Genomic DNA, 11,945 nt, shown 5'->3' on the forward strand with positions numbered 1-11,945 from the left:
AGATTCCCCCGAAAACTCAATTTTCGCCGAGTTCCAGAGACCCGACAGCGAACGACCCGCCCGCGACATAGCTCTGATAAGAACCGACAAGAGACGTTGGAGTTCGATTCAATGTTGCGGGATCGAGATCCCAAAGCCCCATTCTGGCGAAATACTGCGCCGGCTCCCGCAGACCCTGGCGATACGCCCAGGCAACGAGATCGAACATCGGCCACCACGTATAGCCGATCATCGGAACGCCCGTGTTGCGGAGCTGCCGCACCGCCGCCAGTGAATCGTCCATCCAACGCTGCCGCTTTTCGACGGAACCGAGAGACGCCGTCTCGCTGATGAAAAGTGGCACCCTGTAGCGCTCGTGATAAAGGCGCCCGAGCTGCGCGACGAGATCGCCGCATGCATAAGGCTGGCGAATGCGAAAGCGTCCATTTCCCTCTCGCTGCAGGCGCTTCAGCGTGAACATCGGGTAGAGATTGAGGCCGATGAGCGGAAGCTCGACCGCATTCGCCTGGAACCACGCGAGATCGCGTTCACCGGCACCGTATTGCAGCAGCCAGGGCCAGAGCCGATGCTCCGGATCGACCCTGCCGCTGACAAGATCGAGCGCGAGGAAGACGATCTCCTGACGTCGCTCGGTTTCCTCGATCAAGGTTGGATCGCGGGTTTCGTAGAGGTCCGTCGCATCCACATGCACGGGAACGATCTGGGGATCGACAGCCTGAAGGCGCCGAACGGTCCGCACGATGCCGCGCGCGATACCCATCATCACCGCGATGAAACCACGCCAGCCTCGCCGGTAAGGCGGCCACCAACCAAGCCGCCCGCAATACCAGGCGGTCACGCGCGGTTCATTGAGGGGCGTGTACCACCGAATGCGGCCCTCGAATCGTGCGGCCAACCGTCCGGCGTAATCCGCGATGAGGTCGGGATAGTCCGGGTTCAGATAGGCACCCTCGATCCATGGCGGCAGGCCATAGTGGACGAGATCGACCACAGGATCGATGCCACGATCCAGCAGTCGGCCCAGTGCGTTGTCGGCAAAGCTCCAATCCCAGTCCTGCCGCGTGCGCTGAACGAGATGCCACGGAATGCCGTAGCGCGCAGCCTTGACGCCGAGGCTGGCCATGAGGTCGATATCTCCCGCCCACCGATCATAATGCCCGGTAAGCGCATATTCATCGAGCGTGCGGCCGGTGGCAGGCCACGGCGCGGTGATGAACGTGTCCTCGATCCCGGTCATCCACCAGAAAGCGTCGCGCTCTGCGAGGCGCGACAAGTGTGGGCGGGGCGGCGGCATCGACATCGCATCAAGATGCGAGGGCCGCAGGCGAAGAGGCTACTTTGACGACCCGTCCGTCGCCGCGGACCGGGATCGACTCGTTAATTCTTCGGAATGTCGCGAGCGCCTGACCGACGATCTGGTCCATGTTGTAATACCGGTAGGTCGCGAGTCGCCCAACGAACCACACATTCGGAGTCGCAAGCGCAAGCCGTTCGTATTTCTTGAACAGCTCCTGATTTTCCGCCTTCGGGATAGGGTAATAGGGATCTCCTTCGGCGGACGGGAATTCGTAGGTAAGAGCCGTCTTTGCGTGCTCCTGGCCGGTCAGATGTTTGTACTCGGTGATCCGCGTGTATTCCTCGGTCTGGGGATAATTGACGACCGCGACCGGCTGGAACTGGGGCTGGTCAAGCGTCACGTGTTTAAAACGCAACGACCGATAAGGCAGCTTTCCGAACCTGAAATCAAAATACTCGTCGATGGGGCCGGTGAAGATCAGGCGTCGATGGGGAATTGTATCGCGGATGTCATCGTATTCCGTCTGCGTCATCACATGAATGTTCGGGTGGTTCAGCATGGACTCGAACATGCGCGTGTAGCCGTGTTTCGGCATGAACTGAAACTCGTCGCCAAAATAGCGATCGTCCCGGTTGGTGCGCGTGGGCACACGGGCCGTCACCGACTTGTCGAGCTCCGAGGGATCGAGGCCCCATTGCTTTCGCGTGTAACCGCGAAAGAACTTCTCATAGAGTTCGCGGCCGACTGCCGCGACGACCACGTCCTCCGACGTCCTGATCTCCTCGACCGGCTCAGCACGCTCCGCAAACCATTCCTGAAGTTGTTCGGACGTCAGGTCGAGGTTGTAGAGCGTGTTGACGGTATCGAGATTGATCGGGATCGGCACGAGTGTGCCATCAACCGCCGCCAGCACCCGATGCTCGTAGGGTCGCCACTCGGTGAATTTCGACAGGTGATCGAAGATTCCCTTCGCGTTCGTGTGAAAGATGTGCGGGCCATATTGGTGGATCAGCAGGCCGTTCTCGTCGTACCGGTCAAACGCGTTGCCGCCGACGTGATTCCGCCTGTCGATGAGAAGCACGCGCTCGTTGCGCTCGCTCGCGAGCCGCTCCGCGAGGACACTGCCTGCAAAGCCCGCCCCGACGATCAACCAATCGTACATGAGATCACTCCGCTGCCGTTGTGGCGTAGGCGGGGAGCGAATCCTGGCGCCATGAGATTGAAGAATCGCCCAATCCCTCGGACATCAGGCGCTCCATGGCGGACCACGTTTTATCCCATGAACCGGCGGCGAGATGACGGTCGACCCTGGCGAGCCATGGAGCTTTCGGACGCGCGAAAATCAAATCGATTTTTGCCACGACCTCATCCGCATCACGCGCGATCTCGACGAGGCCCTTGTCCCCATAGGGATTGACCACATCCTTGATTGCCGTCGAAACAACCGGAACGCCGGCGGCCAGGAATTCCGGCGTCTTCGTCGGGCTGATGAACCTAGTGGCTTCGTTTAAGGCGAAGGGCATGAAGCCGATGTTCCATCCGGACAGGTATAGTGGAAGTTCGTCGTAACTTCTGCCGCCGAGCCAATGGATGTTCGCGCGTTGAGGCAGCGACGCCGGGTCGATCTTGGCGACCGGCCCGATCATCACGATGCTTGAATCGGGCAGACGCTCGGCCACAGCTGCTACAAGATCGAGATCCATACGCTCATCGATCACACCAAAAAAACCCATGCGCGGTGAGCGAATGATCGCTTGGTCGTGCGGATCCGAACGTCCATTCCGTGCTTTCGAAAAGTGGGAAAAATCAATCGAGGACGGAAAACCGTGGACGCTCCGATGTCGATCGCGCTTTGCCTCGTATAGGCTCATGCCGCCGGTGAAGACGAGGTCGGCACGGGCGAAAAGTGCGTCCTCCATTGTCAGCAAGGCCTGCGACGCTCCGCGAAACAGCGAGAGCTCGTCCATGTTGTCATAGACGCAAAGATCGCATTCCAGATCACTCGTGAAGGCGAGCGCCATCGGCGTGTAGTACCAGAAAACCCGCGGGACCTTCGCTTTTCGACCGATCAGCTTCGTGATGAGGCCTTGCTGTTCCTCGATAATGTCCTCGGGAGAAAGACCCTCAGGCAGAACGGGGACGGCGATCGTGATCCCGTGCGGGCGCTGGCCCAATTCCATATGAGGTGAAGCCTGAGGCTTGAAGACAGGTTCTTCGATGACCAGCACGTCGTAACTTTTGGCGGCACGCGTGAGAAGGTGTTGTGGACGTTGCCAGACGAAATCCCAACGCAGGTGAGAGAAGCAGATGAGACGGGGCTTTTGAACAACGGGCAGCAGGGTAGGACGGATAGCACGCAGGTGGGTCGGCAAACGCTCAGGCATGGGCGCAATCCTTCAGAGCAAACGTGCGGCGGCATTCGGACCGAGGAAAACGGTCCGGCGAACAAATTGATTTTGGAAGTGGAAGGCCTGACAAGCGCCCGGACCACAGTTTAAGAACGCTGTTGGCCGTCGGCGGTTCCAGTCCCGTTCATATGGATGAACGGGCATTCAGCCGCAGGCACGGCCGTTAAGATCTATTTCTTTTCAAGCAGTAAGGTGCCCTGTCTGCGGATGAAATTCTTCGCCTTTTCGGCGACGACAGCAAGGATCCAGGGCAACTTCACTTCCACAAGCACCTGATCGTCCATCACGTCAAGGTGTCCGTCGATGGCTTGCCCCATGACACCGATATGAAATGCCATGCGGTCGCCTGTCCAATGTTCGTCAATGGACGCGATTGTGTCGCCAAATTGCGACTTGACGCTTCCAAGCCCACCCTGAAGGCGGCGAGCGGCTTCCGCTTTGCCGAGATTGTGCGGGATCGAGACGATGAGAGGTTTGGACATGGACACACTCCGTTTCGAACGAGCACAAGCCGAGCCGTATGGTATAGGTTCCATGCCAATGGACGTTTGAATGATGCTCGACTCTACAGCATTTCGACCTTGATTCCCCGCATCACGATGGTTTCCTGCATGAAACGTCGTTCGAGTTCCGCGCGGTAATCCTCCCACCACCGGCGATCGATTTCGCGCGTCATGATTTCGAACACCACGAGATCATCATGCTCGGTGTGGCCACCCTCGGTCCACGTCCCTTTGGCCGGAGCACGGGTGAAACTTGTGATGCCACCAAAGTGCTCGGTCATCTCCGCCCGGACCCGACCGTACTCGGCGCTGCTGAAGCGGTGGCCGGTGCGGTCTGCGAGCGGTAGCAGGATTTGCACAAGGTACATCGCCCCCCCCTTCGCGCGGCGACCTGGCCCGGGGACAGCCCTAGGCCGCGACGCGCATCTTCACAAGGTAGCGCAGCCCCCCGCGACGGCTAGTGACCGCGCCAGCTTCCGTGCAGCGGGCATTTTCATAGATGTGGATGTCAGGCTTGTGCGACGAACAAATCCAGGTCGCTTGCCGGAAGGCGATCGACCGCGTAGCGGCTCGATGGCTTCGAGATGCGCCACGGGTGAAGCGTCGAGGCGTGAATGGCCTCGGAGGGCCGCAGCCGGCGGATCGTTCCGTCCGCCTGCACTTCATCCAGCACCACGAAGCCAAAAATCGTCAGGCGCGTTGCCAATGCTTTCGTGGCGCGGTCCTGCGCGTCGATCGGCAGCGAGCCTGCCGCGTAAACCGCGTCCATCAGGCTGCGCTGGTCACGACGCGGAGACGCACAGGCGCGTCTGCCTGGAAAGCGGATGACGTTCGTCGGCTCGGATCTCGATTCCATCTACGCAACCCCCGGTCCCGAATCGGACCGAGGATCGTCGGAATGGATTAAGAAGCACCTAACCTCACTCGACGCGATGGAGGGAGACGTACGCGGTCCCGGTCGAAGTCAGACCCAGTTCCTGGGCTGGCCCCTTTGCCAGATCGATGATCCGGTTGCGTGTGAAAGGCCCGCGATCGTTGACCCGAACCACGACCGAACGGCCGTTTTTCTCGTTCACCACGCGGAGTCTGGTGCCGAAGGGAAGATAGCGATGGGCGGCGGTCATCGCGCCGGAATTGAATCGTTCGCCGCTGGCGGTGCGGCGTCCGTGGAAACCAGGCCCATACCAGGAGGCCGTGCCTTTTTGCAGGCTGGCCGTACTGGCAACTTTGTTCTGGGAAAGAGATCCGGTTACGGAAGGATCAGTTGAAGTAGTATTACATGCAGCAACGAATAGAAGTGACGTCAGGATAGACGCCCGAGCGAGTATATTCTTCAAGGATGTGGCTCCCCTTCCTTGTGTCTTGAAAGGGAAACTGACGGATAAAGAGGCAAGAATATGACGGCTTTTTTTGCCTTGTTTTGCTTTACTTTTCACCGAGCAAAATGATCACTGGGAATAGGCTGAAGCTTAGCATTATGCCAATATATAGCCTGAGATAACATTTCTTTGGTTCGGGGCGCAACAGCGCGAGCTGACCAAAACACGGGACCGCATGGCCCTGGTACCCAGCCACAAGGTTCTCGCATCAGGTCGCATTCATTTCCTACGCTGGCAGGACGACCAAGCCGAGGAGGTCGCGACGGAGCCAGCGCCACAACATCAGGCCGGCCACCACTGCAAGGCCGGTCGCAAGCCCGATCCAGATGCCGACCCCGCGCAGTTCCGTGCCGAAGGCAAGCCAAACCCCAAGCGGCAGCCCGACGCCCCAGTATCCCAACGCCGCGTAGACCATGGGGATGCGGGTGTCCTGCAACCCGCGCAGCATACCGGCTCCGACCGCCTGCGCGCCGTCGGCGATCTGGAACAACGCCGCAAGGATCAGGAACGAAACAGCGTAACCGATGACCGGAAGGTTCTTCGGGTCGGTCATATCCAGGAATGCGCTGATCAGCAGATGCGGCGCGACCAGCATCAGCAATGCCGTGAAGACCATGAAGCCGACACCAAGCGCGAAGGCCGTCCAGCCGGCCCGTGTGACCCCGTCTTCGTCCTGGGCCCCATAGGCACGGCCAACCCGGACGGTCGCGGCCTGGCTGATGCCGAACGGCACCATGAAGCACAGGGAGGCGATCTGCAGCGCGATCGCATGAGCCGCCAGTTCGTTCGCGCCGATACGCCCCATCAGCAGGGCCGCGGCGTTGAAGATCGTCACTTCGAAGGCCATCGTCAGGCCGATGGGGACACCGATGCGCCAAAGCGAGCGGTAGCGCGGCCAGTCAGGGCGCCAGAAGCGGCCGAAGAGATGATATCGCCGCAACTGCCGATCGAGGCTGATCACGATCGCCAGGGCGACGAACATGAACGTGCTCGACACGACCGTGCCGTAGCCGGCTCCAACCAGTCCGAGTTCCGGAAGGCCGAATTTGCCGAACATCAGGCAATAGGCGGCAGCAAGATTGACGGGGAGCGCCAGCAATCCGATCACAAGCGCCCAGCCCGGCCGCTCGAGCGCTGACAGGAATGAACGAAGGACGAGATAGAGAAGGAACGGCAGCAAGCTCCATTGCAGCGCCCGCATGTATTCCGCCGCCACCTTCGCAAGGACCGGTTCCTGTCCGGTTGCAAGAAGAATGACCTCACCGTTCCAGGCAATCACCCAGATCGGTATGGCGACTGTCAGCGCGGCCCAAAACCCCTGGCGCACCGTGCGGCGCACTTCCCGCACCGAGTGCCGTTGTCTGCCAAGCTCTTCGGCAATGACCGGAGCGGTGGCGCTCACGAGACCGATGCCGAAGATCAGCAGGGCAAAATAGAGGTTGGTGCCGAGAGCACCTGCCGCGAGCGCGTCCGATCCGAGCCATCCCATGAGAATCACGTCGGACGTCATGAGGGCGTTCTGAGCCAGATTGGTCAGGATCAGCGGCCATGCCAAAGCGAGCATGGAACGCAACTCGGACATCCAGGCGATTTTTTGTAATTTCTTCGGACTGAGGGGCTTCATGGCTCGCCTTCTAGCCCGAAACGAGCTTGAAACGCCACTCCCGGCCCCCAAAGTCCATCCGCAACGCCGCCTTCTGCGCAAACGTGGCAGTTCGGGAACTTGGCAGCATGGCGCCCGTTCAGTCCTCAGCCGGCGCAGACGGAATTGTTGCTTTTTGCGGAGAACACGATGGCGCAGGTGGCGCTCTCCACTTCAATTGAGTTCGCGCTTCCGCCCAGCATCACCAATGCCGAGGGACGGACGAGGACAGTCGGCGTGGAGGTCGAATTCACGGGATCATCGGCCGAAACGACGATCTATGCTCTGAAGGGAAATCTCGGCGGACACGTGATCGAGATGGACCCGCACGCGTTCAGGCTCGAGGAATCTGCCATTGGCGATATCACGGTCGAACTGGACAGCCGCCTGCTTCATCCGAGCAAGCAAGGCAGCGGCGGTCTCACCGTGATACCTAAGATCGCCGCCTGGTTTGGCTTCGCCGCGAGCTATCTCATTCCCTGTGAGTTGGTCACCGCGCCGATTCCTATCGACAGGCTTCACGAAGTGGATCGGGTGCTCTCAAGCCTCCGGGCTGTGGGAGCCAAGGGGACACAGGACGCGGCGCTCTACGCATTCGGCCTTCATTTCAACCCCGAGATTCCCCGTCAGGATGCCGACACCGCGGTGGCTTTCCTCAAGAGCTTTGTGCTTCTCAATCCGTGGCTCCGGCGTGAAGTGGCGCCCGATATAACGCGCGATCTACTGGGTTTTGCCGATCCGTTCCCGTCCGAGTATGTCCGCAAGCTGATCTCGCCCGGCTACTGGCCTGCGATCGGCGATTTCATCGACGATTATCTGGCGGTTAACCCGACCCGAAACCGGGACCTCGATCTCTTACCTCTCCTGCTTCACTTCGATGAAGCCCGCGTCCGCGCTGTCTTGCCCCACGAGAAGATCAACGCTCGCCCGACATTTCACTATCGCCTGCCCGATGCGCGGGTGAGCGATCCGGGCTGGAGCATTGCGCCCGACTGGAACCGTTGGGTAGCAGTCGAACGGCTTGCATCGAATCGAGACCAGCTCGAAGCACTGAGTGTTGCCTACTTGGCATATGAGGGTCAGGACAAGAGCTGGGCCGACGTGGTGGAGCACATCGCACGGCCATGACTAGGCCCCTGATCGGCGTCACCACGTCTCGGCGCGGAGGCTGGCGCAGCTATCTCATGCATCGCCTGGCGATCGCACGCGCCGGCGCTCGAGCCACCCGCCTGGTCTCCGGCCAACCGCTGCCCGCCGAGCCACTCTGCGGGCTGGTGATCGGCGGCGGCGACGATATCGGGGCGGAGATCTACGGCGGGCAGGTCTTGCCCGACGTCCGTATCGATCCGGCGCGCGATGGGTTGGAACTGGATCTGCTGAAGGTCGCGTTGCCGTCCGGGTTGCCGGTTCTCGGCATCTGCCGAGGGTCCCAGATGATCAATGTGGCGCTCGGCGGCACATTGCACACGGACATCTATCAGGTCTACGAACAGGCACCGAAGATGCGCACCGTTCTGCCGAAAAAGCGTGTGTCGATCATGCCGGACACGCAGCTCGACCGCATCCTGCGCTGCAACCCCTGTCACGTGAATGCCCTGCACCACCAGTCGGTGGACCGCCTCGGTCGCGACCTCAGCATCGCGGCTGTGGACGAGATCGGCATCGTTCAGGCGATCGAGAGCACAACCGCGCCGTTTCTGCTGGGCGTCCAATGGCATCCCGAATTGCTGTTCTGGAAAGCCCAACAGCAGCGCCTCTTTGCCGCTCTAGTCAATGCGGCGCGGGGGAGTGCGAGCAAGCTGAAGCCTGAAACTCTTGCGTCGGCAATCAGGGCGCCCGCCGCGCCTGATGGGGGAAGAGCGGGATAATCTTGTTCTCGCCCGCAAAGCGGAGCTGCCGCTGGATCGCCGCGTGCAGATCGCGGCTCACGACAGGTTTGTGCAGCAATGGAAATTCGCTCTGGTCTTCGGCGACACCGGGATTGCCGGTAAACAGGACAATGGGCAAGTCTGAGAAGGCCTGCCGCACCTCTCGCGCCAGCACGACACCATTCATGGTTCCGGGCATGGACACGTCCATCAGCACCAGTTCGGGTTTGCGCGCGTGAAGACTTCTCAGAGCCTGGCCGGCATCGGTCGCCACATGGGTCACGTAGCCGAATTCGTCCAGCATGGTCTGCACCGCAAGCGCGACCTCGACTTCGTCGTCCACCACCAGGATTTCAATGGCGGAACGGATTTTTTCGGCTGGCGTCGGTTCGTCGTCCGCAGCACCGGCCTTGAGGCGCACAGGCAGGTCCGCGCGCCGCAGGTAGAGCGATATGGTCAATCCATTGCCGTTGCTGCGCACTTCCGTGGCGCCCCCCAGAGCGTGCAGAAAGTGAAGCCCGCGGTTCAGCGTCTCCCAGGATGACATGTCGAGATCGTCCAGCATGAAGGCATTCACCGCCGGGTCGTTGAAAGGACCTGCCGCGTCCGCCGCATCCACGCTGTCGATCACCAGTCGGACGAAATCACCCTCGAGAACGGGATCCGACAAGGTTCCGCGCGTGACATGAATGTTGTTTGCTTCGATGCGGATGGCACCGCCTTGCGCCAGCGCGTCCCGCGCATGTGCGCTTAAGGTGACGATCGCGGTCTCCAGATCGTCGGGATCGACGGCGACGGGCCAGAGCCCTTCCTCGACGGCGACGCGCAGTTCCACCGTGTCGCGCAACAGGGAACGACCCATCAACGCGGCAACGGATTCGATTCTCTCGCCGAGGTCGATATTCTGCACATTCGGCGTGTGCTGTCGGGCAAAGGCCGTCGATCGAGCAAGCAATGTGGCAGCTTGGTCGGACGCCACGAGAGCGGAGAGCAGTTTCCGTTGCAGCAGGGGCTGCTCCTTCATTTGCCGCGCGACTGCGTCGATATTGGCGCTGATGACCATGAGCCTGTTGTTGAGATCGTGCACGATTCCGTCTCGCAGCCGATCGACCGCCTCCGCCTTCTGCGCACGTCGGAGCGCTTCTTCCTCCGCGGGCGTTTCTCCGCTCCGCCTCAGGCGCATGATGTTCTCACCGACCGACCGACTGCCCATCGGGAAAGGGCGGGCAACCCGCACTGGCATCTCCACGGAACCGCGCTCGGCCTTGGCCAGTTCGCGCGCCACCAGCACGGCGCTCGCCGCAACGCTCGCCACAAAGACGATGATTGCGGTGGCAATCAACCCCGGCTGCGTGCTGAAGGCCGCCGCAGCCAGAAGCAGGGCCGATACGACCAGAGCTGCCGCTAAAGCGGACAAGGGAAATCGTGAGTGGAACGGTTGCGGAACCATGGCTTTGACGAACAATTGGGCTTTGACGAACAATTGCATTGACGGAGCGCCCGGCAAGCGCCAATCCCAACGATTGTCCTAGCAATGCTGAGGCACTGCAAGCAGGATTTTCCGTTTCGAGTGACGCCGCGTTTTTGAAGGAGACGATCGTGAGGGGTACGCATTTCTGGCATCTGAAGATGGCTCTTGCGGCGCTCGCCGTCTTCGCCACTGGCGTTCTCACGGCCTCCGCCCACGAAGATATCGAGAGCCGGGTCAATGGCTTGCTGTCCCGCATGACACTTGAGGAAAAGATAGGGCAGCTCAACCTGATTTCCCATGGCCCCCCACTTCGGTGGGACGATATTCAGGAAAGCAAGAGCGGCGCTTTGCTGAACTTCAACAACGCCCAGGATGTGGCGCGCGCGCAAGGACTGGCGCGAAAGTCGCGGCTTCAGATCCCCCTGCTGTTCGGTCTCGATATCCTGCACGGCTTCCGCACCCAATTTCCGGTTCCGCTCGGGGAAGCAGCCGCCTTCAACCCGCGTCTCTCGCGTCTGGCGTCCGAATGGGCCGCTCGGGAGGCCTCCTACGTGGGAGTGAACTGGACCTTCGCACCCATGGCCGATTTATCCCGCGACAGCCGGTGGGGTCGCATTGTCGAAGGATTCGGTGAAGACCCGCATCTTGGATCCGTGCTCACCGCCGCTCGCGTCGAGGGTTTTCGTGCCGGAGGACTTGCCACCGCCACCAAACATTTCGCTGGCTACGGGGCGCCGCAGGGCGGACGCGACTACGACACCACCTATATTCCGCCGGCCGAAATGTACGACACCTACCTGCCGCCGTTCCGTGCCGCACTCGACGCTGGATCCGTCAGTTTCATGGCAGCATTCAATGCGCTGAATGGCATGCCGTCGGCGGCTAATCCTTGGTTGTTGACTGACGTGCTGCGCGGACAATGGGGCTTCGACGGTTTCGTGACGTCCGACTGGGCCAGCATTCACGAGTTGTTGGGGCACGGCATCGCCGCCGATGGCGCGGAGGCTGCCCGGAAGGCGCTGCTTGCCGGTGTAGACATGGATATGATGGGACAGCTTTACATCAAGCATCTTCCCACGGAGGTCCGCGCGGGCCGCGTGCCTGAGGCTATCGTCGACGAAGCGGTGCGCCGCGTCTTGCGCACCAAGTTCCGCATTGGGCTTTTCGATAAGCCCGACGTCGATCCAACACGCGTCGATGCGATCTTCCCCTCGCCCCAATCGCGGCAGGCGGCCCGCGAAGTAGCCCGGGAAACGCTGGTATTGCTGCAGAACCGCGGCGTGCTGCCTGTTGGGGCCAAGACCCGTTCGATCGCCGTCATCGGACCGCTTGCCGATGCGCCGCGCGATCAGATCGGTCCCCACGGCGCGCGCGGTC

12 protein-coding genes are annotated in these 11,945 nt (G+C 60.9%); 3 read left to right on the forward strand and 9 right to left on the reverse strand.

Translation table 11 applies throughout. The features are described 5' to 3' along the window. Positions 1 to 16: 16 nt before the first annotated feature. The 8 genes from FEZ63_RS18315 to FEZ63_RS18350 all read right to left on the reverse strand — a co-directional run bounded on the left by FEZ63_RS18315 (position 17) and on the right by FEZ63_RS18350 (position 7,211). Positions 17 to 1,294, reverse strand: coding sequence for a family 1 glycosylhydrolase (locus FEZ63_RS18315; protein ID WP_150947169.1), 1,278 nt, complete (start codon positions 1,292 to 1,294; stop codon positions 17 to 19). Positions 1,295 to 1,304: 10 nt separating this feature from the next. Continuing rightward, positions 1,305 to 2,459: a UDP-galactopyranose mutase gene (glf, locus tag FEZ63_RS18320; protein WP_150947171.1), complete on the reverse strand. Its 1,155-nt coding sequence runs from the start codon at positions 2,457 to 2,459 to the stop codon at positions 1,305 to 1,307. Positions 2,460 to 2,463: 4 nt separating this feature from the next. Further along, positions 2,464 to 3,681 carry a glycosyltransferase gene (locus tag FEZ63_RS18325; RefSeq protein WP_150947173.1) on the reverse strand — a complete coding sequence of 406 codons (1,218 nt, stop codon included), beginning with the start codon at positions 3,679 to 3,681 and terminating at the stop codon, positions 2,464 to 2,466. Positions 3,682 to 3,875: 194 nt separating this feature from the next. Next, on the reverse strand, positions 3,876 to 4,187 hold the full coding sequence (locus tag FEZ63_RS18330) for a polyhydroxyalkanoic acid system family protein (RefSeq protein WP_150947175.1): 312 nt from the start codon (positions 4,185 to 4,187) through the stop codon (positions 3,876 to 3,878). Positions 4,188 to 4,270: 83 nt separating this feature from the next. After that, complete coding sequence (locus tag FEZ63_RS18335) at positions 4,271 to 4,576, reverse strand: hypothetical protein (RefSeq protein ID WP_150947177.1); 306 nt, start codon at positions 4,574 to 4,576, stop codon at positions 4,271 to 4,273. Between the two features lie 140 nt (positions 4,577 to 4,716). Continuing rightward, on the reverse strand, positions 4,717 to 5,064 hold the full coding sequence (locus FEZ63_RS18340; RefSeq protein ID WP_150947179.1) for a hypothetical protein: 348 nt from the start codon (positions 5,062 to 5,064) through the stop codon (positions 4,717 to 4,719). 64 nt (positions 5,065 to 5,128) lie between these two features. After that, on the reverse strand, positions 5,129 to 5,515 hold the full coding sequence (locus tag FEZ63_RS18345; RefSeq protein ID WP_420846304.1) for a septal ring lytic transglycosylase RlpA family protein: 387 nt from the start codon (positions 5,513 to 5,515) through the stop codon (positions 5,129 to 5,131). Positions 5,516 to 5,813: 298 nt separating this feature from the next. Continuing rightward, positions 5,814 to 7,211: an MATE family efflux transporter gene (locus FEZ63_RS18350; RefSeq protein ID WP_244622874.1), complete on the reverse strand. Its 1,398-nt coding sequence runs from the start codon at positions 7,209 to 7,211 to the stop codon at positions 5,814 to 5,816. A 168-nt stretch (positions 7,212 to 7,379) separates the two neighbouring features. On the opposite strand from FEZ63_RS18350, the gene FEZ63_RS18355 reads away from it, so the two are divergent. Beyond that, complete coding sequence (locus FEZ63_RS18355) at positions 7,380 to 8,357, forward strand: amidoligase family protein (protein WP_150947180.1); 978 nt, start codon at positions 7,380 to 7,382, stop codon at positions 8,355 to 8,357. Continuing rightward, positions 8,354 to 9,097, forward strand: coding sequence for a gamma-glutamyl-gamma-aminobutyrate hydrolase family protein (locus tag FEZ63_RS18360; RefSeq protein ID WP_150947182.1), 744 nt, complete (start codon positions 8,354 to 8,356; stop codon positions 9,095 to 9,097). Before FEZ63_RS18355 ends, FEZ63_RS18360 begins: the two co-directional genes overlap by 4 nt. Here FEZ63_RS18360 and FEZ63_RS18365 read toward each other — a convergent pair. Continuing rightward, positions 9,057 to 10,586, reverse strand: coding sequence for a response regulator (locus FEZ63_RS18365; RefSeq protein ID WP_150947184.1), 1,530 nt, complete (start codon positions 10,584 to 10,586; stop codon positions 9,057 to 9,059). The genes FEZ63_RS18360 and FEZ63_RS18365 overlap by 41 nt on opposite strands. Positions 10,587 to 10,696: 110 nt before the next feature. Between FEZ63_RS18365 and FEZ63_RS18370 the strand changes: the two genes are divergently transcribed. Next, a partial coding sequence (locus FEZ63_RS18370) for a glycoside hydrolase family 3 protein (protein ID WP_275552359.1) occupies positions 10,697 to 11,945 on the forward strand: 1,249 nt, incomplete at its 3' end.

Source organism: Microvirga brassicacearum (assembly GCF_008757455.1).
GTDB lineage: Bacteria > Pseudomonadota > Alphaproteobacteria > Rhizobiales > Beijerinckiaceae > Microvirga > Microvirga brassicacearum.